This is a genomic window from Burkholderia cepacia (genome assembly GCF_029962485.1).
In the GTDB taxonomy this organism is placed as follows: Bacteria; Pseudomonadota; Gammaproteobacteria; order Burkholderiales; family Burkholderiaceae; genus Burkholderia.
In genome coordinates this window covers 346,518-369,057 of sequence record NZ_CP073638.1, presented here as the reverse complement: position 1 = coordinate 369,057, position 22,540 = coordinate 346,518, and the positions used below count along the sequence as shown (strand labels likewise).

Below are 22,540 nucleotides of genomic sequence, written 5' to 3'. Positions count from 1 at the left end.
GTCGCGCGCCGGCCGCCACTACGGGGCGGCGGCGGGATGCGTTATTGCACCGGGCAGGATAATCGGCGCGACCCGCTACGATCCGGCGCGCGACGGTAAGATGCGCGCAGGCCGAACCCTGAAACGCCCTGTATGGACCTCGAAAGCATCCGGATATTCTTGCGCGTGGTGGAACGCGGCAGCTTCACCGCCGCCGCCACGCAACTCGACATGCCGCTCAGTCGCGTGAGCCGCAAGGTCAGGCAGCTCGAGGACGACCTCGGCGTCCAGCTGCTGTACCGCACGACACGCCGCGTGTCCGTCACCGAAGCCGGGCGCGACTATTACGAGCGCTGCCTGCGCGCCGAGGAAATCCTGCTCGACGCCGACCGCCAGGTGCGCGCGCTGCGCACCGAGCCCGAAGGCACGCTGCGCGTGCTGGTGCCCTACGCGATCGGCCTGCTGGAACTGGAGCCCGCGCTCGCGGAGTTTCGCCGGCGCTACCCGCTGGTCCAGCTCGTGCTGATCTACGACAACAGCGCGCTCGATCTCGTCGAGCACGGCTTCGACGTCGCACTGCGCACGGGCGTGCTGACCGATTCCGGCTATGTCGCGCGCTCGCTCGGCTGGTCGCACGCGAAGCTCGCGGCCAGCCCGCATTATCTCGACCGCGTCGGCCGGCCGCAGACGCCGCAGGATCTCGCCGATCACGACATCCTGTTCGTCGGCCGCGACACGCCCGGCCTGACGCTGCGCCTCACGAACGCGGCCGGCGACGTCGCCGACGTGCCGGTGCGGCCCGTGCTGATCTCGAACGAATCGGTCACGGTGCTGCGCCAGGCGGCGAGCGGCGGCGGCATCGCGCTGATCTCCACGCACTTCACCACGCGGCGGCTTGCGAACAACGAACTCGAAATCGTGCTGCCCGACTGGCACCGCACCGACGACGTCGAGCTGCACGCGCTCTACCCGAAGCGCGCGACGCTCGACAGCAAGGTGCGCGCATTCGTCGAATTCCTGACGGACGTCTTCACCGCGTGGCGGACCGCGCCGTAACCGGCACCGCGCGACCGGCCATCGATGCACGCCGGCTGCATTATTGCGGCGCACGAAAGGAATTAATGACCGCGCAAGCGTTGATCGACGTACGTTGCATCGTTAGCCTGTGCCCATGAAAAATCGCCAAGCACGCTACGGCAGCCACGTGCCCGCTGCCCGCCGACGCGTTACGCGCGTCGCGCCCTCCTGACCGGCCTGCCCGCGCCCCGAAGTCCGCCACGGCTTCGCCGAACCGATCGACCACCTGAACCGCACGCTACGCGCGGGCGGCCCCCGTTTGCCGGGCCGCCCGCGCGTGGTGCGTGTCCGCCCGCGCAGGCGTCGCGCGCGCGCGCGTGCGCGACTGCCGGCGTGCGCCGCCCGGCCCCCTTTCATCACGCAGGAACACCATGTCATCTCCGTCACCCCAGGCGCCGCTGTCGGGCGGCAAGCTCGCGATCGGCACGATCGCGGTATCGCTCGCCATGTTCATGAACGTGCTCGACTCGTCGATCGCAAACGTCGCGATCCCGACGATCTCGGGCGACCTCGGCGTGTCGGTCGACGAAGGCACGTGGGTGATCACGATCTTCGCGGCCGCGAACGCGGTATCGATTCCGCTGACCGGCTGGCTCACGCAGCGCTTCGGCCAGGTGCGCCTGTTCGTCACGTCGATCCTGCTGTTCGTGTTCGCGTCGTGGCTGTGCGGGATCGCGCCGAACCTGCCGACGCTGCTCGCCGCGCGGATCCTGCAGGGTGCGGTCGCCGGGCCGCTCGCACCGCTGTCGCAGGCGCTGCTGCTCGGCGCGTGGCCACGGCAGAAATCGTCGAGCGCGCTCGCGCTGTGGTCGATGACGGCGCTCGTCGGCCCCATCGCGGGGCCGTCGCTCGGCGGCTGGATCACGTACGACTACAACTGGTCGTGGATCTTCTACATCAACATTCCGGTGGGCTTCTTTGCGGCGGCCGTCACGTGGATCGTGTTCCGCGACCGCGAATCGGCCACGCGCCGCCTGCCGATCGACACGGTCGGCCTGCTGTTGCTCGTGCTGTGGGTCGCGTCGCTGCAGATCATGCTGGACAAGGGCAAGGATCTCGACTGGTTCAACTCGCCCGTCGTCGTCGCGCTCGGCATCGTCGCGCTGATCGGCTTCGCGTTCTTCCTCGTGTGGGAACTGCACGAGGCCAACCCGATCGTCGACTTGCGGCTCTTCACGCAGCGCAACTTCGCGGGCGGCACGATCGCGATCTCGGTCGCGTACGGGATGTTCTTCGGCACGCTCGTGCTGCTGCCGCAATGGATGCAAGGCTATCTCGGCTACCGCGCGGTCGATTCGGGGCTCGCGACCGCGCCGCTCGGGCTGTTCGCGGTCCTGCTCACGCCGGTCATGGGGCGCCTGCTGCCGCGCACCGACCCGCGCTTCATCGCGACGCTCGCGTTCGTCGGCTTCGCGGTCGTGTTCATGATGCGCACGACGTTCTACACCGACGTGTCGCGCTGGGACCTCGTGCTGCCGACGCTGCTGCAGGGCATTCCGATGGCGATGTTCTTCGTGCCGCTGACGTCGATCATCCTGTCCGGCCTGCCGCCCGAAAAGATCCCGGCCGCGGCCGGCCTGTCGAATTTCGGCCGAACGTTCTGCGGCGCGGTGGGCACGTCGCTGATCAGCAATGCGTGGAACGACCGCACGATCCTGCATCACATGCGGCTCACCGAACAGGCGAGCGTCACCAATCCGGTCTTCACGCAGCAGGTCGACGCGACCCGTTCATTGCTGCACCTGAACCCCGATTCGGCGCTCGCGCTCTTCAACGCATCGGTCGATTCGCAGGCGGCCGTGATGGGGTTGAACGACATCTTCTACGTGTCGGCGATCATCTTCATCGCGATCATCCCGCTGATCTGGATCACGAAGCCGGCTCGCTCGGGCGGCGGCGATGCCGACGCGGCGGCGGCCGGCGCACATTGATCCAGACCCGCTGCGGCGCGCACCCCGCGCCGCGGCAGACGTAATAAAGACTTGCAATCGATACAGGCGGAAACGTCAACAGCCGGCGCCCGCCCCGCGTTTTTTCCTCAAGCGCCCACGATCCGGACGCGCAACGACAGGAGAAACCACCATGCGAGCCCTTACCCGCCACATCGCGATTGCCGCCACCCTGATGTCGGTACTGACCGGCACCGCGTTCGCCGACACGCCGTGGCAAAACGCGCATCCGCGCCGCGAAGAGGTCAACCAGCGTCTCGCCAACCAGAATCGCCGCATCCATCACGAAGTGAAGGAAGGCGAGATGTCGCACGCGCAGGCCGCGCGCCTGCACCGTGACGACCGCAAGATCCGCCAGGAAGAGCGGGACATGGCTGCGCAGGATCACAGCCACATCACGAAGAGCGAAAAGCACGTGCTGAACCAGCAGGAAAATGCGGTCAGCAACAAGATCGGCCAATAACACCGACAACACCGGCAAGCGCCCATTCGCCACGACCTGAAACGCCCGCTGCCGCGATGCGGCAGCGGGTGCTTGTTGTATCGAATCGTTTCAACGCGCCAACGGCGCCAAATGCCGCGGGTATACTCCGTCGTCAGCCGCCTGTCGCATCGTCGTCCGTCAAAAACGGCCCGATTCCGGGCGGTTTCGTCGCGAAGCTTCGCGTTTCGCCTACCCCGCGCCCCAGCCTCGATACGAGACACCCGACGACCGACCATGAAACGATTCCTGCTGCTCCTTCCCGCCGCCCTGCTCGCCGCCTGCGGCTCCGCTCCCTCGTCCGACTCGGCCTCGTCGGGCGCCGCACCGATGATCTACGTGTCGTCGCAACGTCCGGCCTACGCGATCGCGAACTGCCTCGACAGCCGCCTGTCGGGCACCGAACAATCGCAGCACAACGGCGTGACCGACATCTCCGTCGGCTCGAATTCGTACTTCGTCACGCTGACGCCGTCAGGCAACGGCTCGGTCGTCAAGGTCGTGCGCGGCTCGGGCAGCGAGCCGGCCGAAGAAGCGATGCGCTTCGCGATCGCGCGCTGCGTGATTTGATCCCTGCCGGCGCCGGGCGCCCGCCCGGCCCACCGCTGCGCGCCGCACCGCGCGCACGCCGAATATTTTCATCCGGGTGGCCGTCGATGAGAGAATCGCACCACGATTCCTTTCCGATGGAGCCCGCATGAAGCACCTGCTGTCCCGGCTGTTCGTCAGCGCCGCGCTCGTCGCGCTTGTTCCGGCGCTGCCGGCACAGGCTGCCACGCCGCCCGGCATCTTCGTCGTCGCCACGCAACTCGGCGAATTCACGACCCTCGACCCGAGCGGGATCTACGAGCTGGTGCCGTCCGAGTACGTGGCGAACACCTACGAACGGCTGGTGCGCGTCGACCTGAAGGACCCGACGCGCTTCGACGGGCAGATCGCGCAATCGTGGACGGTCGGCGCCGACGGCACGACCTACACGTTCAAGCTGCGCCCCGGCCTCACGTTCCATTCCGGCAACCCCGTGACCGCCGACGACGTCGCGTGGTCGCTGCAGCGCACCATCCTGCTCGACAAGGGGCCGGCCGGCGTGCTCGCCGATCTCGGCCTCACGAAGGCAAACGTGATGCAGAAGGTACGCGTGGTCGATCCACAAACTGTCGTGCTCGAAACCGACCGCAAGTACGCGCCGAGCTTCGTGCTCAACGTGCTGAGTGCGTGCCCTGCATCGGTGTTCGACAAGAAGCTGCTGCTGTCGCACCAGCAGGGCAACGATTTCGGCAGCGGCTGGCTGCGGACCAACGACGCGGGCTCGGGCCCGTACCAGCTCGTCAAGTGGACGCCGAACGAGACGATCGTGCTGCAGCGCTTCGAGAAATACCGCGCACCCTACCCGATGAAGCGCGTCGTGCTGCGCCACGTGCCCGAAGCGTCCGCGCAGCGGCTGCTGTTGGAGAACGGTGACGCCGACGCCGCGCGCAACCTGAGCCCCGACAGCCTCGCCGCGCTGACGAAGGCCGGCAAGATCAAGGTTGCGTCGTGGCCGGTATCGGCACTGCTGTACCTGAGCCTGAACACGAAGAACCCGAACCTCGCGAAGCCTGAAGTACAGCAGGCAATGAAATGGCTGGTCGACTACGACGGCATCCAGCGCAACATCGTCAGCACGACCTACAAGGTGCATCAGACCTTCCTGCCCGAAGGCTTCCTCGGCGCGTCGAACGCGCGGCCGTACAAGCAGGACGTCGCGAAGGCGAAGGCGCTGCTCGCGAAGGCCGGTTTGCCGAACGGCTTCGACGTGACGATGGACATGCCGAACGACTATCCGTACCTCGAGATCGCGCAGGCGCTGCAGGCGAACTTCGCGCAGGGCGGCATCCGCGTGAAGCTGATCCCCGGCGATGCGAAGCAGGCGATCGGCAAGTACCGCGCGCGCCAGCACGACATCTTTATCGGCGAATGGTCGCCCGACTACATGGACCCGAACAGCAACGCACGCGGCTTCGCGTGGAATCCGGACAACTCGGACCAATCGCCGACCAAGATGCTCGCGTGGCGCAACAGCTGGGACATTCCGCAACTGACGAAGGACACCGAGGCGGCGCTCGTCGAGCCGTCGCCCGCGAAGCGCGCGCAGCGTTACGAAGCGCTGCAGAAGGCCGTGCTCGCGAACTCGCCGTTCATCATCATGTTCGAGAAGGTCGTGCAGGTCGCGACGCGCCCCGGCGCGACCGGGCCGGAGATCGGGCCGATCAACGACCTCGTGTCATACCGCACGCTTGCGAAATAATGGCGCCGGCCCGCGCGCCCGGCCATGCCGGCGCGCGGGTAATCGCCGCGGGCCGCCGTGGCGATGCTTTGCCGTGCGGCGCGGGCGATCTACAATGCCCGACGCCACGGATGCCGGCCGCGACCGGCGACGCGCGAGACCATCGAATCCGCTTCGCCATGGAAAACAGGATGCGTACGCTACAGCAACTGCGATTGGAGTTCCTGCAGTACAAGATCGAGCCGATCGGCTGGATTGGCGACAGCCCTTCCCGCTTCGACTTCTATACGCAAACGGCCGCCGGATGCGACACCATCCTGGAGCTCGGCGTGTTTACCGGGCTGACCACGACGGCCTTCCTGCTCGCGCAGCCGAAGCGCCTCGTGTCGGTCGACATCTCCGACGAGTATTTCCACATCCGGCCCGAACTGGAGCATGCGGCGAAGGACCTGTCGATCGACTTCGAATTCAGGATCGCCGACGATCTCGCGATGGAGCCGCTCGCCGCCGACCTGCTGTTCATCGATACCACGCATACGTACGAACAGACGCTCGCCAAACTGAACCGGTTCGGCCCGCTGGCGCGCAAGAAGATCGTGCTGCACGACATGACCACGGCCGGCGTATACCAGGCCGTGTTCCAGTGGCTGTGGGACAACAAGCAGTTTCATATTACGTATCACGACAGCCGCGGTTGCGGCGCGGTCGTCTGCGAGCGCCATGTCGGCTACTGAGCCGGGCGCGTGCAACGGGGGGGAGAACATGCAATCGAGCGAACACGCGGTCTGCGTAGCGATCAACGACAACAACCGCGCGTGGTACGAAATGCTCGTGCCGTTCCTGCTGTCGCTGCGGCAGACCGGCTACGACGGGCGAATCGCGGTGATCGGCTACGGGCTGTCCGAACGCAAGCGGCAGATCCTCGCGAGCCAGTCGGTCGACGTGATCGACGCGTCGAAAGCGTATGCGCTGCCAGTGGGCCGCTTCATCGAGGCCGCCGAGTATTGCGCGCGCGACCCGCAGATCCGCAAGCTCGCGCTGTACGACGCCGACATCTGGTTCTGCGCGCCGCGGTTCGACCTGTTCTCGCAGATCGGCGACAACCGCATTCACGTGTGCCCCGACCCGCTGTTCTGCACGTTCGTCGTCACGCCGCTGATCGGCGAGCGGCGCGACCATCACTGGCGTCTCGTCGTCGATGACGTCACCGCACGCCACGGCGGTGCGCTGCAGGCCGGGCTCGTGGCCGGGACCGCCGACGCCTGGACACGCTACGCGGACCACCTGCGCGACTGCATCGCGCGCGTCGGCACCGACTTCCAGGAATGCTTCGGGATCGACACGACGTTCCTGCATCTGTGGAGCGCACAAGGCGAAACGGCGCTGCTCGATCCGGTCCAGAACTTCGTCAGCAAGTACGGCATTCACGAGTCGTTCGATGCGGGCAGCGGCACGACCACGCTCCGTTACCAGGACGAACCGATCCGCGCGCTGCACATGACCGGCGACATCCGCTTCTTCGACCGGTGGCGCTACTACGCGAACCACACCGACGCCGCGCTGCGCGACGGCGTGCCGTTCGCGCTGTCGGACGGCACGCCGGTGCCATCCGACACGGTCGCCACGCATATTGCCGCGGCGGACTATGTGCAATCGGCCGGGCTGACTGTTTCCGCGGCAGCGATCGAGGCAAGCGCCGGCGCGTACCTGCAGGCGATCGACGAACCGGGCGGCACGATGCTCGTCGGCAGCGGGAACCACGAAATCGTGTTCACCGCGACCCGCGACATCGCGCGGCTGAACATCTACGTCACGCACCCGTCCGGTTCGCCGTCGCCGTTGCTGTGCGAAGTGCTGGTCAACGGGCAGGCGCAGCGCAAAGGCACCGAGCTGATGGCGCATTTCTGGTACCAGGTCGCGGCCGGCACCGTCATCACGCTGCGCGCGACGAGCCTCGGCGGTCAGCAGTGCAACGCGATCTGGCGGCTGCGCGAGGCGCCGGACATGCAGCAGTAGGCGCCGGGCCGCTGCCGATCAACCGACTGCCGCCCACACCAGGTACGCATTCAACCCGACGATCACGACCGTCGCCGCGCCGGCGACGATCCGCAGCGGCATCCGCATCGCATAAGCGCCCATTACGTCCTCGCGCGCCGACAGCATCAACAGCGCGATCATCGGGATCGGCAACACGAAACTCAGCACGACCTGGCTCGCGACCATCGCGCGCGTGACGTCGCAGCCGAGTGCGACCACCGCGAACGCGGGTGCGATCGTCACCGCGCGCCGCACCCAGACCGACATGCGGCGGTGGATGAAGCCCTGCATCACGACCTGCCCGGCCATCGTACCGACCACCGAGCTCGACACGCCCGACGTCAGCAGCGCGACCAGAAACAGTACGCCGGCCGCCGGACCGAGCACCGGGATCAGCGTGTGATACGCGTCGCCGATGTCGGTCATGCCCGGCGCGCTCCGGTGGAACGCCGACGACGCCATCATCACCATCGCGAGATTCACGAACCCGGCCAGCCCGAGCGCGACGACGACCTCGCGGTTCGAAAACCGCACGAGCCGCCGCCGCTCCGCGTCGTCGCGCGGCGCCGTGCGATCCTGCGTGAGGCCCGAATGCAGATACAGCGTGTGCGGCATGATCGTCGCGCCGATGATCCCCACCGCGATCGTCAGCGCCGCGTGATCGGGAATCTGCGGGACGACCAGATGAAACGCGGCTGCATGCCAGTCCTGCGGCGCGATCAGCAGTTCGCCGAGATAACACGCGCCGATCACGCCGACCAGTGCCGCGATCGCGGCTTCCAGCGGCCGGAAGCCGCGCTTCTCGAGCGCGAGGATCGCGCAGGTCGCCAACGCCGTCGCGATCATCCCCGCGAACAGCGACAGGTGGCACAACAGCCCGAAGGCGAGCGCACCGCCGAGGAATTCCGCCAGATCGGTCGCCATCGCGGCGATCTCCGACGCGATCCACATGCCCGACACGACCGGCGCGGGGAAACGGTCGCGGCACAGCTCGGCGAGATTGCGGCCGGTCACGATGCCGAGTTTCGCGGACATCGCCTGAAACAGCATCGCGATCGCGTTCGCAGCCAGCACGACCCACAGCAGCCGGTAGCCGTACGCGGCGCCGGCCTGGATGTTGGTCGCGAAGTTGCCGGGATCCATATAGCCGATCGACGCGATCACGGCCGGGCCGACGAACGGCAGCAGCGCGGCGATGCCGGTGCGGCGCCCTTCCAGCGCGGCGCGCGCCGCGCCGTCGGTACGCTCGGGGGACAGGCCAGGCAGCGCGAAGCCACCGGCAGGTTTGCTCGGGACAGGAAGCATGGTGGAGTTTCCGTTCGAATGAGGAAGGCCGATTCGGGAGCGGGCGCCGCGGCCGGCATGCCGCCGGCCGGTCGCGGCAGCGCGACCATCGCGTTACAGCGGCACGACGTCGGGACGATTGCGCGGAAACTGCGCGATCACGTCGGGCGTGACGTTCAGGTGTGCTTCGACGAGCTTCGGCGGTGTATGCGCGAGCCAGTCCGACAGCGACACCTCCGCATAGCGGTCGGTCTTGAAGATTTCCAGGAACACGAGGTCGGTCTTGCCGGTGTTCTGCACGTAGTGCCCGAGGCTCTTCTTCACATAGCCGACGTCGCCCGCGCGGAAGTCGGCCGTCTGCGCCTTCGGCCCTGTATCGAACACGGTCATCCGCGCCTCACCCTGCAAGTAGTACTGCCATTCGTCCGCGTTCGGGTGCCAGTGCAGTTCGCGCATGCCGCCCGGATGCACGGTGACGAGCGCTGCCGCGACCGTCGTCGACACGTTGAAGTTGGTGCTGTCCGCGATCCGCACTTCGCCGCCGCGCGTTTTCCTGACCGGCTTCATGTCGCCGAGCGAGAAAATGAACGGATGCGGCGGCGCCCCGGCCGACGAAGCCGATGCGCGCTGCGCGTCCGCGAGCGGGCCCGGCTCGTCGCCCTGGAAGATCCACAGGTTGTCGAGCGGCACGTTCCTGAACGCATCGGCCGGCACGCCGAAGTTGAGCGCGAGCACGTCGGGCGGCGTATGCGCGACCCAGTCGGTCAGCAGCAGCGTGTTGAATTCCGATGCGCGGCCGTTGTCGAACGCGAGCAGGAATTCGGCGCCATCGGTGCCGAGGCCCTGCAGCGAATGCGGCAGGCCGGGCGGGAAATACCAGAGATCGCCGGTCTTGACGTCCTGCACCGACGGCCGCCCGAGTTCGTCGAGCACCGTGATCCGGCAGCGGCCGTCGAGCATGATCGCCCACTCGGCCTGCTGGTGCCAGTGCATCTCACGAATGCCGCCGCGCGTCAGGCGCATGTTCACGCCCGAAATGGTTTCGGAAATCGCAAAATCGTCCTGCGTGACTTCGCGCGCCCACCCGCCATTTTGAATGCGTTTATGGGCATTATTGAAAGATGCCCAGAATAATGGCATCCCGTTGATATCGGTGGCCGGCGGATCCTGAAACGACGGAAACTGATTGGAGATTGCCGGATTTTTCGGGCCCGGGTCGGTCAGGCTCTGGCGATTGCGTGCATTCACCGCGCCTTCCGGCGGTCTGTCCGGATTACCGAACGAGGCCGCCTTGGCCGATACGGCAATACCCGCGGCGGCAATGGCGCCAGCCGTACCCGCCAGCATCTTGCGTCGAGAAAGATTCGTCATGATTTCCTCTTCATTCTTGCGATTAAGCGAATTCCCATTACGGAATACCTGCCGCTTTTCGGATTATCGAAAATCGAACATCCCGTCACGCAAGTTAAATACAATTCGACGAATAATTTAAATGAATTATTAACCTGAATTAATGATTTAATCTGATCGGCTTTAATTTTGTAATTATTGCGGTGCAACGGAGTGGCTGGTGGCGACGGATTTCGGTGATTGAGAGATACGCTTGTGCCCGGTCTTGATGACACGCATTGCGACAACGCGGGATCGGGATACGACCCAGTCGATTCGGATCACTGATCGTATCGAGCGGACCCGTACGGATGCCGATACGCCGGATACCGGTTACCGTGCCGCGACCGGAAGCGGTTCACTCCAGCGGCATCGCGTCGAGCCGTTGCGCGGCGAACCTCAAGCCGCCCAGAATCCGTTCCGCGACCCGTGCCGGAAAACCGGGCGGCAACGCCGAGGCGACCGATTCGATCACATGCGGCGTCATCGCGACGAGCCGTTCGACGATCGGCGTCGCGATATCGCCGAGCAGGCAGTGCTCGGCCATCGCGCTGAAGTGCCGTCGCGTGATATCGCGCATCGCATAGTGCTTGCGCTTGCCGTGCACGGCCATCGCGAGCTTCGCCTTGTGCCACGACCACTGGTTCGCGCCGTCGCCTTCGACCGGCCAGATCGACATCACGTCGTAAAGCGGCGTCAGCCGGAAACGGCCGCCGGGCAGCAGGCGCAGGCTGAAGTTCTTCGCATGCCCGTCCGGTGCGGCGAGCATCCAGAACACGATCAGGGCGGCGAACAACGTGTCGAGATCCTCCCGCGCCGTTTCGGAACGGCGCAGGAGGCCGGCGAGATCGGGTATGCCGGGGCCGCCCTGCGACTCGTACTTCAGATGAGGCGGCACGCCGAGCGCCTGGCAGAAGTCCTCCTGCGGCAAGCGCAACAGCCACCCGCCATCGCGATGCAACGCGCGATCGAAGCGTGCGACGGACAGAACCTTGTACGCGCCGAAACGCTCGATTTCCGCCTGCGCGACCGGCAGGCCGAACGCACGCAGGATCGCGAGGCACAACCACTCGTTCTCGACGGAGGCCGTCAGATCGGCCCGCTTGTTACCGACCAGCCCGAGCGGCAATTTCAGAATATGCGTCGTCGGCGTCGCGCCATGCGGGCGCATCCAGCGCCCGTCATGAAACAGCAGTGCGGTCTTTTCCTGCGCGCCGGCCAGCGACAGCCGGAAATCGTCGTCGTCCCCGCCTGCCGTCGCGACCCCGCTCGCCTGATCGAGCACACGTGCCACGTCGTCGTCCGACAGCGGCGTACCGTCGATGCGATCCAGACCGGCCGGCGCATCGTCCTCGCCGAGCAATTGCACCGCGCCGATGCAGTCGCGGCCGAGCGCGGCGAGCAGATCGAACGGCTCGGTCGTCGCCGTGCCGAACCGAGTGGCCAGGCGGCGCCGAATGGCATCGCTGTCCGGCAAGAGGTTGTCGAAGAAGTGATTCACGCGTTCGCCGCGCAGCGGTGCGTCGCCGACACCGAACGGCAGCGACAGCGATAACGGGCGGCCGACGGCCGATTGTTTCCAGCCGGCGTCGTACAGCAGTTCCATGTCGCCGCGTGCGGGAATCCGCCACGTGCCGACCCGCTGGCCGTTCGTCCAGATCGACAACGCGCGCGTGTGCGTTTTGCGTCCCATCGCTTACCACTCGACGTCGGCTGCGTCGCGCCCGTCCTTCGTGCGGATGCTGAGTTCGAGACCGTACAGCGCGGTCAACTCAAGCAACTGGCTGAGCGACAGGCTTTCGGTACGCGAGGTTTCGAGCGACGACAGGCGCGACTGGCCCACGCCGATTCTCCCGGCCGCTTCCGCTTGCGTCAGGCCCTTTGCCTGACGCGCGGAAGACAGGATTTCGCCCAGTTGCGCGGGCGTATTGACGATGAAGTTCACGGCGTGGATCCCCGAGGACAATCAATGCAGTATATGCCTGACAGACATAAACGCAAATTATTCCTGTCAGACATAAACGCGAAATATGCCTGACAGACATAAACGTGCCCTGACGTACCGCCCCTCCCTCTAACGCGTTTTCGACCCTATCACCTATCCTCACACCATAGTTTTTCTCCGCTGGCGCGAATGATTTTGGCTTTGTTAGATGGATGACATTCGATCATCAGACGACAATGATCTAACAGCCGATGACCTGCGCGTTCGCCCGTACCGTCGAATCCCGCTATGCCGAGCTGACGCCGACCGCCAAGCGCATCGCGAGCTACATGCTCGCGAACCTCGACCGGCTCGGGCTTGAAACGGCCGACCAGATCGCGCAGCAGGCCGGCACCAGCGGCATCTCGGTCGGACGCTTCCTGCGCAGCGTCGGCTACCGCAATCTCGACGACCTGAAACGCGAACTGCGCGGCGGCGGCGATCGTCCGTGGATGATCACCGACCGGCTCGACGAATACCGCCGTGTCGCCGGCACGCCACCGGCCGAACGCAACGGCAGCGGCAACGACGGCACGCTCGCGTCGTCGCTCGAACGCGAACTCGATGCGATCCGGCACGTGTACCGGCTCGCCGAAGGCCCCGTGTTCGCGCAGGTCGCCGACCGGATCGCGCAGGCCGACGCGGTGTTCATCCTCGGCATCCAGTCGACGCGCGGGATCAGCAACGCCTTCAGCAGCTACCTCGAATACCTGCGCCCGCGCGTGTTCTATTCCGACGGCCAGTCGGGCTCGTACGTCGATTCACTGAACTCCGAATTCGAGCGGCCGTACTGCATCGTCACCGATACGCGCGCGTATTCGCGCAGCGCGCGCCGCTATTGCCAGGCGGCCGCCGAGCGCGGACAGCCATTCGCGCTCGTCACCGATCTGTCGTGCCCGTGGGCGCGCGACTGGCCGGCCGACCTGCTGCAGGTGAAGACCGACGTCGGCCAGTTCTGGGATTCGCTCGCGCCGCTCACCTGCCTGTTCAACCTGCTGATCACGGCCGTGGTCGATCGCCTCGGCCCCGCGATCGACCGGCGTGTCGCACGCAACCGCGAACTGCAGCACACGTTCGACCAATTCGAATCCTGAGTGAGCCTGCCCTGCCGATGAACGATCACCGCCTCGTCGAAATCACGCCCGCTACGCATCGTGTCGACATCGATCTCGTCTACGCGACCGGGCGCAACCTGACCGGCAAGCCGATCTACCGCCACGCGCACTGCCTGCTGCTGGCGCCGGCCGAAGCCGCGCTGCGCCGCGCGGTGGACATTGCCGCGCAAGCCGGCTTCACACTGCGCATCTACGACGCATACCGGCCGCCGCAAGCGCAGCAGGTGCTGTGGGATTTCCTGCCCGATCCGGACTTCATCGCCGATCTCGGCCGCGGCTCGAATCACAGCCGCGGCACGGCGCTCGACCTGACGCTGGTCGACGCGAGCGGCGAACCGCTCGACATGGGCACGGGCTTCGACGAGATGGTCGCCGCGTCGGGCCACTTCCACGCGGGGCTGCCCGAAACCGTGCAACGCAACCGCCTGCTGCTGCTCGGCGTGATGCACGCGGCCGGTTTCGTGCATATCGACAGCGAATGGTGGCACTACGAACTGCCCGGCTCGCACGCGTTGCCGCAGATCGACAACGCGGCGAGCGGCCCGTGGCGCCTGATGTGATGGCCCGACGCATTCTCCTCACCGTTCACGTTCAACGATTTCAACGACACATGGAGCGCAGATGAAACCCCTGACATCCCGGCTCGTCGCGGCGCTGGCCGCCGCATCCGTTCTCGCCGCCGTTCCGCTGTCCGCCGCGCATGCGGAGACGCCGAAGGACCTGTTCGTGATGGCCACGCTGCTCGACGAATTCACGACGCTGGACCCGGGCGAGATCTACGAACTGGTGCCGGAGGAATACGTCGCGAACACCTACGACCGGCTCGTGCGCGTCGACCTGCGCGATCCGTCGAAATTCAACGGCGACGTCGCGCAGTCGTGGACAGTGAGCACCGACGGGTTGACCTATACGTTCAAGCTGCGCCCCGGACTCAAGTTCCACTCGGGCAATCCGCTGACGGCCGACGACGTCGCGTGGTCGATCCAGCGCGCGGTGCTGCTCGACAAGGGGCCCGCGGCCGTGCTGACCGGCATCGGCCTAACGAAGGCAAACGTCGCGGCGAACGTGAGGAAGCTCGACGACCTGACGGTGGCGGTCACGACCGACCGCAAGTACGCGCCGACCTTCGTGCTGAACGTGCTCGGCTCGTGGCCCGCGTCGGTGCTGGACAAGAAGCTGCTACTGTCGCACCAGCAAGGCGCCGACTTCGGCAATGCGTGGCTGAAGACCAACGAAGCCGGTTCCGGCGCGTACAAGCTGGTCAAGTGGGCGGCCGGCGACAGCATCGTGCTGCAGCGCTTCGACGGCTACCGGCTGCCGCTCGCGATGAAACGCATCGTGCTGCGCCATGTACCCGAAGCCGCGAGCCAGCGCCTGCTGCTGGAAAACGGCGACGTCGACGCGGCGCGCGACCTGAGCCCGGACGATCTGGCCTCGGTCGTGAAATCGGGCAAGGCGAAGGTTTCGGCTTCGCCGCAAGCAACGCTCCTGTATCTCGGCCTGAACACGAAGAACCCGACGCTCGCGAAGCCCGACGTGCAGGAAGCGCTGAAATGGCTCGTCGACTATGCGGGTATCCAGGGCAACGTCGTGAAGACGACCTACAAGGTGCACCAGACCTTCCTGCCCGAAGGCTTCCTCGGCACGCTGAACACGAACCCGTACAAGCTCGACGTCGCGAAGGCGAAGGCGCTGCTCGCGAAGGCCGGCGTGCCGAACGGCTTTTCGGTGACGATGGACGTGCGCAACGACTATCCGTACACGGAGATCGCACAGGCCGTGCAGGCGAACTTCGCGCAGGCGGGCATCAAGGTGCAGCTGATCCCCGGCGACAACAAGCAGACGCTCGCGAAATACCGCGCGCGCCAGCACGACATCTACATCGGCGAATGGTCGGCCGACTACATCGATCCGCACAGCAACGCGCAGGGTTTCGCGTGGAATCCGGACAACTCCGACAAGTCGAGCTATAAAATGCTGGCCTGGCGCAACAGCTGGGACATCCCGCAACTGACCAAGGAAACCGACACCGCACTCGCCGAGCCGGCCGCCGCGAAACGCGCGCAGCTGTATCAGACGATGCAGAAGGAAATGCTCGCGCGCTCGCCGTTCGTGATCATGTTCGAGAAAGTCGCGCAGGTCGCGACGCGGCCCGGCGTGAGCGGGCTCGAAGTCGGACCGATCAACGATCTCGTGTCGTACCGCAACCTGAAGAAGCAATAAGATTCGCCGCATGTCGACTCCCGCCTCCTCCCTCGAAGCACTGCGCACGCTGCCCGCGCGGCGCCCGGCCGTCCGCTGGGCACTGCGCGTGCTGCGCTGGGCGCTCACGCTCGCCGTCACGTTCGCGGGGCTGCTCGCGCTGACGTTCGTGATCGGCCGCAAGGTGCCGATCGATCCCGTGCTCGCGATCCTCGGCGATCGTGCGTCGGCCGAGGCATACGCGGCCGAACGCATCGCGCTCGGGCTCGACAAGCCGCTCGTCACGCAATTCCTGATCTATGTACGCGACGTGCTGCACGGCAATCTCGGCGTATCGCTGCTGACGGCGAACCCGGTGCTCGACGACATCAAGCGCGTGTTCCCGGCCACGCTCGAACTCGCGACGATCGCGACGCTGATCGGCATCGCGATCGGCGTGCCGCTCGGCGTCGCGGCCGCCGTGAAGCACAACCGGCCGATCGACCACATCGCGCGCTTCGTCGGGCTGATCGGCAATTCGGTGCCCGTGTTCTGGCTCGGGCTGATGGGGCTGCTGCTGTTCTACGCGCGGCTGCACTGGGTCGGCGGGCCGGGCCGGCTCGACCCCGTGTACGACGGAATGGTCGACCCGCGCACGGGCAGCCTGCTGATCGATGCGGCGCTCGCGGGCGAGTGGGACGTGTTCCGCAACGCGGTGTCGCACATCGCGCTGCCGGCCGCGATCCTCGGCTACTACTCGGTGGCCTACCTGAGCCGCATGACGCGCTCGTTCATGCTCGACCAGCTGAGCCAGGAATACATCGTCACCGCGCGCGCGAAAGGCTTGCCGGAGCGGCGCGTGATCTGGCGGCATGCGTTCGGCAACATCGCCGTGCCGCTCCTGACCGTGATCGCGCTCACGTACAGCAACCTGCTCGAAGGCTCGGTGCTGACCGAAATCGTGTTCGCGTGGCCGGGGCTTGGCTCGTACCTGACCGGCGCGCTGCTGAACGCCGACATGAACGCGGTGCTCGGTGCGACGCTCGTGATCGGCGCGATGTTCATCACCGTCAACCTGCTGACCGACGCGCTGTACCGCGTGTTCGATCCGCGTGCGCGCTGAGGGCCGCCCCGACATGACCGCTTCCTCCCTGCTTCTTTCATCGTCCATGCCGAAGGTCGTCCAATCATGAACGCCGAGCGCCTCACGCTGCGCGCGTGGCTGCTGTCCGATGCGCCCGCGTCGCGCTCGCAGGCCGCACTCGGCCTCGCGTACCGACGCTGGCGCCGGTTCGCCACGAATCCGCTCAACCTGTTCGGGCTCGCGATCCTCGTCGCGCTGATCGTCGTCGCGATCGTCGGCCCGCTGATCATGCCGCACGACCCGCTGCGCCAGGTGCTGTCCGACCGGCTGCTGCCGCCCGGCTCGCCGTCGCACTGGTTCGGCACCGACCAGCTCGGCCGCGACATCCTTTCGCGGCTGATCGACGGGTCGCGCCTGACGCTCGGCATCGCGCTGCTCGTCGTCGTGATCGTCGTGCCGATCGGCCTGCTGATCGGCACGACGGCCGGCTATTGCGGCGGCTTCGTCGACAGCGTGCTGATGCGCATCACCGACATCGCGCTCGCGTTCCCGAAGATCGTGCTCGCGCTCGCATTCGCTGCCGCGCTCGGGCCTGGCGTGATCAACGCGGTCGTCGCGATCTCGATCACCGCGTGGCCCGCGTATGCGCGGCTCGCACGCGCGGAGACGATCCGTATCGCACAGGCCGACTACATCCACGCCGCGCGGCTGCAGGGCGCGTCGGGCCTGCGCATCCTGCTGCGCTACATCATGCCGATGTGCATGTCGTCGGTGATCGTGCGCGCGACGCTCGACATGGCCGGCATCATCCTGACCGTCGCGGGCCTCGGCTTTCTCGGCCTCGGCGCGCAGCCGCCGAGCCCCGAGTGGGGCTTCATGGTCGCGTCGGGCCGCAACGTGCTGCTCGACGCCTGGTGGGTCGCGACGCTGCCCGGCATCGCGATTCTGCTCGTGAGCCTGGCATTCAACCTGCTCGGCGACGGGCTGCGCGACGTCTTCGATCCCCGCCATGGAGCATGACATGCCGATGCATTCCGCCACCGCGCCCGCGCCGCTCTGCGAGATCGACGGGCTGAAGATCGGCTTTCGCGGCCACGACGGCGTCGTCACCGACGCCGTGCGCGACCTGTCGCTGACGCTCGCGCCCGGCGAACGGCTCGGCATCGTCGGCGAATCGGGCTCCGGCAAATCGCTGACGGGCCGCGCGCTGCTCGGCCTGCTGCCCGACGCCGCGCGCTGGTCGGCACGCACGATGCGCTTCGCAGGCCACGACCTGCTCGCGATGTCGCCGCGCGAGCGCCGGCGGCTGTGCGGCAGCCAGATGGGCATGATCCTGCAGGACCCGAAATATTCGCTGAACCCGGTGATGACGGTCGCGAAGCAGATGGGTGAAGCGTTCCGGCTGCACGAGCCCGGGCTGCGCGGCCGCGCGCTGCGCGAACGGATCGTCGAAGCACTCGAGGCCGTGCAGATCCGCGACCCGGCACGCGTCGCCGATGCGTATCCGCACGAGCTGTCGGGCGGCATGGGCCAGCGTGTGATGATCGCGATGATGGTGTCGACCGGCCCGCGCCTGCTGATCGCCGACGAACCGACTTCGGCGCTCGACGTCGCGGTGTCGATGCAGGTGCTCGCGGTGCTCGACGCGATGATCGCGCGCCACGACACGGGCCTGATGTTCATCAGCCACGACCTGCCGCTCGTGATGTCGTTCTGCGACCGCGTCGCGGTGATGTATGCAGGCCGCGTGGTCGAAACCTGCGCCGCGCGCGACCTGCGCAACGCATCGCATCCCTATACGCGCGGGCTGCTCGCGGCGAACCCGCCACTCGCGAACCCGCCCGACGAACTGCCGGTGCTGCGCCGCGATCCGGCGTGGCTCGAGCCCGCCGACCGACAGGAGGCCGCACGATGATCGACGTCGATCACGCATCGATCCGTTTCCCGACCCGCACGGGTCACGTCGACGCCGTGCGCGACGCGAGCTTCGCGGTGCGCGACGGCGAAGTGTTCGGGCTCGTCGGCGAATCCGGTTCCGGCAAGTCGACACTGCTGCGCGCGCTGACGGGCCTCGTGCCGCTCGCGTCCGGCAGCCTGTCGATCGACGGACGGCCGGTCGGCGGCACGCCCGATCGCGCGTTTCGCCGCCACGTGCAGATGGTGTTCCAGGATCCGTACGCGTCGCTGCATCCGCGCTTCACGGTCGACCAGACACTGCGCGAGCCGCTGTCGATTCATGCGATCGGCGACGCCGATGCACGCATCGCCCGCGCGCTGTCCGAAGTCGGGCTCGGCCCCGCGTTCCGTTTCCGCTATCCGCACCAGTTGTCGGGCGGCCAGCGGCAGCGCGTCGCGATCGCGCGTGCCTTGATCGTCGAGCCGCGCGTGCTGCTGCTCGACGAACCGACGTCCGCGCTCGACGTGTCGGTGCAGGCCGAGATCCTGAACCTGCTGCGCCGCCTGCATCGCGAACGCAAGCTGACGATGATCCTCGTGAGCCACAACCTCGCGGTGATCGGCTTCCTGTGCCAGCGCGTCGCCGTGATGCAGCAGGGCGAGATCGTCGAGCAGCTCCGGATCGAGGACGTGCGCGCCGGGCAGGTTGCACGCGACTACACGCGCACGCTGCTGAATGCGACCGAAGGTTATCGCCGTCTCGACCCGGTGGCCGGCGCGCCGGCCGCCTGACATCCGAGCGACGCACCGGCATGCGATACTCGGCACGCCACGCGCCGGCCAGGCCGCCGCATGGAACCCTTGTGCGTCGCACGGGTCAACTTCCTTTCGTCAACAGCTCAACCGCAATAGGGAGGCGTTCATGCTGCAATTCATCGAAACCCTGGTCGTCGGGCTCATCGTCGGCCTCCTCGCCCGCGCGCTCAAGCCCGACGACGACAAGATGGGCATCGTGATGACCACCGTGCTCGGCATCGTCGGCTCGCTGGTCGCCGGCTACGTCGGCCGCGCAGCCGGCTGGTACGCGCCGGGCCAGGGCGCAGGCTGGATCGCATCGATCATCGGCGCGATCGTGCTGCTCGTCGTTGTCGGCGCGATTCGCAAGCGCGCGGGCTGAACCCCGCACGCATCGCGCCAATGCAAAACGGCCGCTCAAAACGAGCGGCCGTTTTGCTTTCCGGGCAGCGCAAGGCCGTTGCCCGCGCAACGGTCACGGCGACCGTTCGTCCCACGATCCTATCCCGCCCGGCATTTCCCCGACTTGCAGTTGCGCAGATTCGGCCTACATTGGTTGAAGCAATACGCGGTCATGTGCTTATTACCTATATTTCCGTTTTTTGATTCAAGAGGTCCGATGGTTTTGCCGTTTACGCATACAGCATCGCAGCGTTGACGGACTGCCACCCGAGCGGCCCCGCTGCGACGCGCTTCCTCTCTGGAGCCTGTCATGAAGCATCGCCTGTTCGCCGCCTCGTTCGTCCTGGCTGCCTCGCTTCTGGCCACGTCCTCGTCCTTTGCCGGCGGCACGTCCGGCATCATTCACTTCTCCGGCATGATCGTCGAGCCACCGTGCTCGTTCGCGCTCGAAACGGCCGATGTCGCTCACGCACACGTACGCCCCGACTGTCCGCGTCCCGCCAGCGGACAAGTCGCGTTCGTCGATGCGGCAAGCCTGCGCACGATCAAGACCACGACCTTTACGCAGGCCTCGCGCGCAATCGTTTTACCTGACCGTCCGGGCCGCGATCATGCACCGATGATCGCCGTCGTGACGTACCAGTAAAGCCCGCTGCCGGACGCGCCCGCGCCGACGCCGTGCGTCAGTCGCGATGGCGTGCGATCCAGTCGCTGAACGCGCGGATCTTCTGCTGGCTGCCGATGGCCTCGGGATACACGAAGAAGTAGCGCGCGCCGGTTTCGAGCACGATGTCGAATGGCCGTTCGAGCCGGCGTGCGCTGACGTCGTCGTCGACGAGCATCACATCGCCGATCGCGACGCCGAAACCCTGCATCGCGGCGTTCGTCGCGAGATCGAGCGTGTCGAACGTCGGCCCGCGCGCGGGATCGACGCTGCGCTCGCCCGCATGATCGAGCCATGCGCGCCAGTCGCGATGGTCGCGCGTCGGATGCAACAGCGTATGACGTGCGAGATCGCCGACCGCATCGAGCGGCGACGCCTGCCGCAATTCCGGCGAACAAATGGGCGTGAGCCGCTCGTCGAACAACGGCAGCGCGATCACGCCCGGGCCCGGCGACGTGCCGTAGACGATCGCCGCATCGAACGGCTCGGTCGAGAAATCGACGACGTGCTGCCAGGCGGTCGTGATCTGCACATGGAGATCGGGGTGCTCGCCCTGGAAACGCATGATGCGCGGCAGCATCCAGCGCATCACGCAGGTCGGCACCATCAGCGCGAGATCGGTACGCTGCCGCGTGAGCTTCATCGAGATGTCCTCGATCCGCGCGAAGCTCTCGTTGACGACCGGCAGCAGTTGTTCACCCTCCGCCGTCAGCGTCAGGCCCTTCGCATGCCGCTTGAACAGCGGAAAGCCGTAATGCGCCTCCAGCGTCTGGATCTGCCGGCTCACCGCGCCCTGCGTGATGCACAGCTGCTCGGCCGCGCGCGTGAAGCTGCGGTGGCGAGCCACGGTCGAGAAGATCTGCAGCGCGTGCAGGGGCGGAAGTCGGCGCATGGCGAACGGAACAAGGAAAAACGACGCGGAAGGACCGCGCGCCGACACCGGCGCGCGCAGACCGACACGATAAGCCAAACGCCCGCTTTGCGCGAGACGCCGGACGCTCAGGCCGTCGCGGTCAGCGCACCCGCCGCGATGCGTGCCGCCGACGCGACGACGTCCGCGCGGGCCGCCGCGTCGGCCTGCTGCTGCGTGAACGATACGGCCATCACGATCGGCGCGCGCGACGGCGGCCACAGCACCGCTATGTCGGTTGTCGTGCCGTAACCGCCGGTCCCGGCCTTGTCCGCGATGCGCCAGCCCGGCGGCACGCCCGCCGCGATGCCGGTCGCGCCGCGCGCGCCGCCGACCATCCATTCGGTCAGCTGCGTGCGCTGCGGCTCCTGCAGCGTGTTGCCAAGCAGCAGCCGCTGCAGCGTGTCGACCATCGCGACCGGCGTCGACGTGTCGCGTTCGTCGGCGGGCGCGGCCTTGTTCAGTTCGGGCTCCCAGCGATCGAGGCGGAACGTCGTGTCGCCGCTCTCGCGCGCGAACGACGTGACGGCCTGCGGGCCGCCGAGCACGCCCATCAGCAGGTTGCCCGCACCCTTGTCGCCCGCCTGCAGCATCGCCTCGCACAGCTGCGCGATCGTCATGCCCGTGTCGACGTGGCTTTCGGTAATCGGCGAGCCCGACACCACTTCATAGCGGCGATACAGGATGCGGCGCGGCAGCAGCGACGCGTCGAGCGAACCGCGCGCGAGCACCGCGGCGGCCGCCATGACGGCATACGTGCCGCACAGCGGGAAGCGTTCGCGCGCGTGGTGGGCGATGCGTACGCCGTTCGACGTATCGAGCGCGGCGACGCCGAGCCGGCCGTTCGATGCTTTTTCGAGCGCGGCCAGTTCGGCTTGTGCGGTGTGGGCGCGCCCCTGGTCGGCCACCGGCGCGGACGTGCACGCGGCGACGAACGGCGCGGCGACGGCGGCAAGCAACAGCGAGCGGCGTGTCGGAGAGTGTTCCATGAATGAGGTGTGTTCTGTCGGAAACAGTGGCGCGAAGCGACGCGGGCGTGCCTCGGCG

General features: G+C 66.8%; 22 protein-coding genes. 16 read left to right on the top strand and 6 right to left on the bottom strand.

What is annotated here, in order from left to right; genetic code table 11:
• The first annotated feature begins 132 nt into the window (after window positions 1-132).
• The 7 genes from KEC55_RS18175 (at window position 133) to KEC55_RS18145 (ending at window position 7,768) form a co-directional block, all read left to right on the top strand.
• Complete coding sequence (locus KEC55_RS18175; protein ID WP_282509260.1) at window positions 133-1,035, top strand: LysR family transcriptional regulator; 903 nt, start codon at window positions 133-135, stop codon at window positions 1,033-1,035.
• A gap of 392 nt (window positions 1,036-1,427) precedes the next feature.
• Window positions 1,428-2,987: a DHA2 family efflux MFS transporter permease subunit gene (locus KEC55_RS18170; RefSeq protein ID WP_282509258.1), complete on the top strand. Its 1,560-nt coding sequence runs from the start codon at window positions 1,428-1,430 to the stop codon at window positions 2,985-2,987.
• Between the two features lie 151 nt (window positions 2,988-3,138).
• Complete coding sequence (locus tag KEC55_RS18165) at window positions 3,139-3,468, top strand: hypothetical protein (RefSeq protein WP_282509256.1); 330 nt, start codon at window positions 3,139-3,141, stop codon at window positions 3,466-3,468.
• 255 nt (window positions 3,469-3,723) lie between these two features.
• Window positions 3,724-4,056, top strand: a complete 333-nt coding sequence (locus KEC55_RS18160) for a sugar ABC transporter ATPase (RefSeq protein ID WP_176050052.1) — start codon at window positions 3,724-3,726, stop codon at window positions 4,054-4,056.
• Window positions 4,057-4,183: 127 nt separating this feature from the next.
• Window positions 4,184-5,773 carry an ABC transporter substrate-binding protein gene (locus KEC55_RS18155; protein WP_282509254.1) on the top strand — a complete coding sequence of 530 codons (1,590 nt, stop codon included), beginning with the start codon at window positions 4,184-4,186 and terminating at the stop codon, window positions 5,771-5,773.
• Between the two features lie 170 nt (window positions 5,774-5,943).
• Window positions 5,944-6,486 carry a class I SAM-dependent methyltransferase gene (locus KEC55_RS18150; RefSeq protein ID WP_282509252.1) on the top strand — a complete coding sequence of 181 codons (543 nt, stop codon included), beginning with the start codon at window positions 5,944-5,946 and terminating at the stop codon, window positions 6,484-6,486.
• A gap of 28 nt (window positions 6,487-6,514) precedes the next feature.
• A complete protein-coding gene (locus tag KEC55_RS18145) occupies window positions 6,515-7,768 on the top strand; it encodes a hypothetical protein (protein ID WP_282509250.1) in 1,254 nt (417 codons plus the stop codon).
• A gap of 18 nt (window positions 7,769-7,786) precedes the next feature.
• On the opposite strand, the gene KEC55_RS18140 is transcribed toward KEC55_RS18145, so the two are convergent.
• From KEC55_RS18140 to KEC55_RS18125, 4 genes are all read right to left on the bottom strand, one after another.
• Window positions 7,787-9,094 carry an Nramp family divalent metal transporter gene (locus KEC55_RS18140; protein ID WP_282509248.1) on the bottom strand — a complete coding sequence of 436 codons (1,308 nt, stop codon included), beginning with the start codon at window positions 9,092-9,094 and terminating at the stop codon, window positions 7,787-7,789.
• A 93-nt stretch (window positions 9,095-9,187) separates the two neighbouring features.
• The gene (locus KEC55_RS18135) at window positions 9,188-10,444 is read right to left on the bottom strand and encodes an oxalate decarboxylase family bicupin (protein WP_282509246.1); all 1,257 of its coding nucleotides are present in this window, start codon (window positions 10,442-10,444) and stop codon (window positions 9,188-9,190) included.
• A 376-nt stretch (window positions 10,445-10,820) separates the two neighbouring features.
• Entirely contained in the window at window positions 10,821-12,155 is a 1,335-nt protein-coding gene (locus KEC55_RS18130) for a type II toxin-antitoxin system HipA family toxin (protein WP_282509244.1), read from the bottom strand.
• Between the two features lie 3 nt (window positions 12,156-12,158).
• Complete coding sequence (locus KEC55_RS18125; RefSeq protein WP_282509242.1) at window positions 12,159-12,407, bottom strand: helix-turn-helix domain-containing protein; 249 nt, start codon at window positions 12,405-12,407, stop codon at window positions 12,159-12,161.
• A 251-nt stretch (window positions 12,408-12,658) separates the two neighbouring features.
• Between KEC55_RS18125 and sapR the strand changes: the two genes are divergently transcribed.
• The 9 genes from sapR (at window position 12,659) to KEC55_RS18080 (ending at window position 20,565) form a co-directional block, all read left to right on the top strand.
• Window positions 12,659-13,540: a sap1 transcriptional regulator SapR gene (gene sapR / locus KEC55_RS18120; RefSeq protein ID WP_282509241.1), complete on the top strand. Its 882-nt coding sequence runs from the start codon at window positions 12,659-12,661 to the stop codon at window positions 13,538-13,540.
• Between the two features lie 17 nt (window positions 13,541-13,557).
• Window positions 13,558-14,121 (top strand): D-alanyl-D-alanine dipeptidase, encoded by a 564-nt coding sequence (ddpX, locus tag KEC55_RS18115; RefSeq protein WP_282509239.1) that lies wholly within the window; start codon window positions 13,558-13,560, stop codon window positions 14,119-14,121.
• A 61-nt stretch (window positions 14,122-14,182) separates the two neighbouring features.
• Entirely contained in the window at window positions 14,183-15,784 is a 1,602-nt protein-coding gene (locus KEC55_RS18110) for an ABC transporter substrate-binding protein (RefSeq protein WP_282509237.1), read from the top strand.
• 10 nt (window positions 15,785-15,794) lie between these two features.
• Window positions 15,795-16,865, top strand: coding sequence for an ABC transporter permease (locus KEC55_RS18105; protein WP_282509235.1), 1,071 nt, complete (start codon window positions 15,795-15,797; stop codon window positions 16,863-16,865).
• Between the two features lie 66 nt (window positions 16,866-16,931).
• Entirely contained in the window at window positions 16,932-17,846 is a 915-nt protein-coding gene (gene nikC, locus KEC55_RS18100) for a nickel transporter permease (RefSeq protein ID WP_282509233.1), read from the top strand.
• Window position 17,847: 1 nt separating this feature from the next.
• The gene (locus tag KEC55_RS18095; protein ID WP_282509231.1) at window positions 17,848-18,741 is read left to right on the top strand and encodes an ABC transporter ATP-binding protein; all 894 of its coding nucleotides are present in this window, start codon (window positions 17,848-17,850) and stop codon (window positions 18,739-18,741) included.
• The gene (locus KEC55_RS18090; protein ID WP_282509229.1) at window positions 18,738-19,514 is read left to right on the top strand and encodes an ABC transporter ATP-binding protein; all 777 of its coding nucleotides are present in this window, start codon (window positions 18,738-18,740) and stop codon (window positions 19,512-19,514) included. Before KEC55_RS18095 ends, KEC55_RS18090 begins: the two co-directional genes overlap by 4 nt.
• Before the next feature lie 130 nt (window positions 19,515-19,644).
• Window positions 19,645-19,899, top strand: a complete 255-nt coding sequence (locus KEC55_RS18085; RefSeq protein WP_282509227.1) for a GlsB/YeaQ/YmgE family stress response membrane protein — start codon at window positions 19,645-19,647, stop codon at window positions 19,897-19,899.
• A 330-nt stretch (window positions 19,900-20,229) separates the two neighbouring features.
• Window positions 20,230-20,565, top strand: coding sequence for a type 1 fimbrial protein (locus tag KEC55_RS18080; RefSeq protein ID WP_282509225.1), 336 nt, complete (start codon window positions 20,230-20,232; stop codon window positions 20,563-20,565).
• 37 nt (window positions 20,566-20,602) lie between these two features.
• On the opposite strand, the gene KEC55_RS18075 is transcribed toward KEC55_RS18080, so the two are convergent.
• The gene (locus tag KEC55_RS18075) at window positions 20,603-21,475 is read right to left on the bottom strand and encodes a LysR substrate-binding domain-containing protein (RefSeq protein ID WP_282509223.1); all 873 of its coding nucleotides are present in this window, start codon (window positions 21,473-21,475) and stop codon (window positions 20,603-20,605) included.
• 107 nt (window positions 21,476-21,582) lie between these two features.
• Entirely contained in the window at window positions 21,583-22,482 is a 900-nt protein-coding gene (gene bla, locus KEC55_RS18070) for a class A beta-lactamase (RefSeq protein ID WP_282509221.1), read from the bottom strand.
• Window positions 22,483-22,540 lie beyond the last annotated feature (58 nt).

Bases quoted from the DNA above. Each gene is read 5' to 3' on its own strand.
- KEC55_RS18150 (WP_282509252.1), top strand. From the start codon at position 5,944: ATGCGTACGCTACAGCAACTGCGATTGGAGTTCCTGCAGTACAAGATC.
- ddpX (WP_282509239.1), top strand. From the start codon at position 13,558: ATGAACGATCACCGCCTCGTCGAAATCACGCCCGCTACGCATCGTGTC.
- KEC55_RS18165 (WP_282509256.1), top strand. From the start codon at position 3,139: ATGCGAGCCCTTACCCGCCACATCGCGATTGCCGCCACCCTGATGTCG.
- sapR (WP_282509241.1), top strand. From the start codon at position 12,659: ATGACCTGCGCGTTCGCCCGTACCGTCGAATCCCGCTATGCCGAGCTG.
- KEC55_RS18105 (WP_282509235.1), top strand. From the start codon at position 15,795: ATGTCGACTCCCGCCTCCTCCCTCGAAGCACTGCGCACGCTGCCCGCG.
- KEC55_RS18080 (WP_282509225.1), top strand. From the start codon at position 20,230: ATGAAGCATCGCCTGTTCGCCGCCTCGTTCGTCCTGGCTGCCTCGCTT.
- KEC55_RS18160 (WP_176050052.1), top strand. From the start codon at position 3,724: ATGAAACGATTCCTGCTGCTCCTTCCCGCCGCCCTGCTCGCCGCCTGC.
- KEC55_RS18090 (WP_282509229.1), top strand. From the start codon at position 18,738: ATGATCGACGTCGATCACGCATCGATCCGTTTCCCGACCCGCACGGGT.
- KEC55_RS18095 (WP_282509231.1), top strand. From the start codon at position 17,848: ATGCCGATGCATTCCGCCACCGCGCCCGCGCCGCTCTGCGAGATCGAC.
- KEC55_RS18110 (WP_282509237.1), top strand. From the start codon at position 14,183: ATGAAACCCCTGACATCCCGGCTCGTCGCGGCGCTGGCCGCCGCATCC.
- nikC (WP_282509233.1), top strand. From the start codon at position 16,932: ATGAACGCCGAGCGCCTCACGCTGCGCGCGTGGCTGCTGTCCGATGCG.
- KEC55_RS18140 (WP_282509248.1), bottom strand. From the start codon at position 9,094: ATGCTTCCTGTCCCGAGCAAACCTGCCGGTGGCTTCGCGCTGCCTGGC.
- KEC55_RS18135 (WP_282509246.1), bottom strand. From the start codon at position 10,444: ATGACGAATCTTTCTCGACGCAAGATGCTGGCGGGTACGGCTGGCGCC.
- KEC55_RS18175 (WP_282509260.1), top strand. From the start codon at position 133: ATGGACCTCGAAAGCATCCGGATATTCTTGCGCGTGGTGGAACGCGGC.
- bla (WP_282509221.1), bottom strand. From the start codon at position 22,482: ATGGAACACTCTCCGACACGCCGCTCGCTGTTGCTTGCCGCCGTCGCC.
- KEC55_RS18155 (WP_282509254.1), top strand. From the start codon at position 4,184: ATGAAGCACCTGCTGTCCCGGCTGTTCGTCAGCGCCGCGCTCGTCGCG.
- KEC55_RS18170 (WP_282509258.1), top strand. From the start codon at position 1,428: ATGTCATCTCCGTCACCCCAGGCGCCGCTGTCGGGCGGCAAGCTCGCG.
- KEC55_RS18075 (WP_282509223.1), bottom strand. From the start codon at position 21,475: ATGCGCCGACTTCCGCCCCTGCACGCGCTGCAGATCTTCTCGACCGTG.
- KEC55_RS18145 (WP_282509250.1), top strand. From the start codon at position 6,515: ATGCAATCGAGCGAACACGCGGTCTGCGTAGCGATCAACGACAACAAC.
- KEC55_RS18130 (WP_282509244.1), bottom strand. From the start codon at position 12,155: ATGGGACGCAAAACGCACACGCGCGCGTTGTCGATCTGGACGAACGGC.
- KEC55_RS18085 (WP_282509227.1), top strand. From the start codon at position 19,645: ATGCTGCAATTCATCGAAACCCTGGTCGTCGGGCTCATCGTCGGCCTC.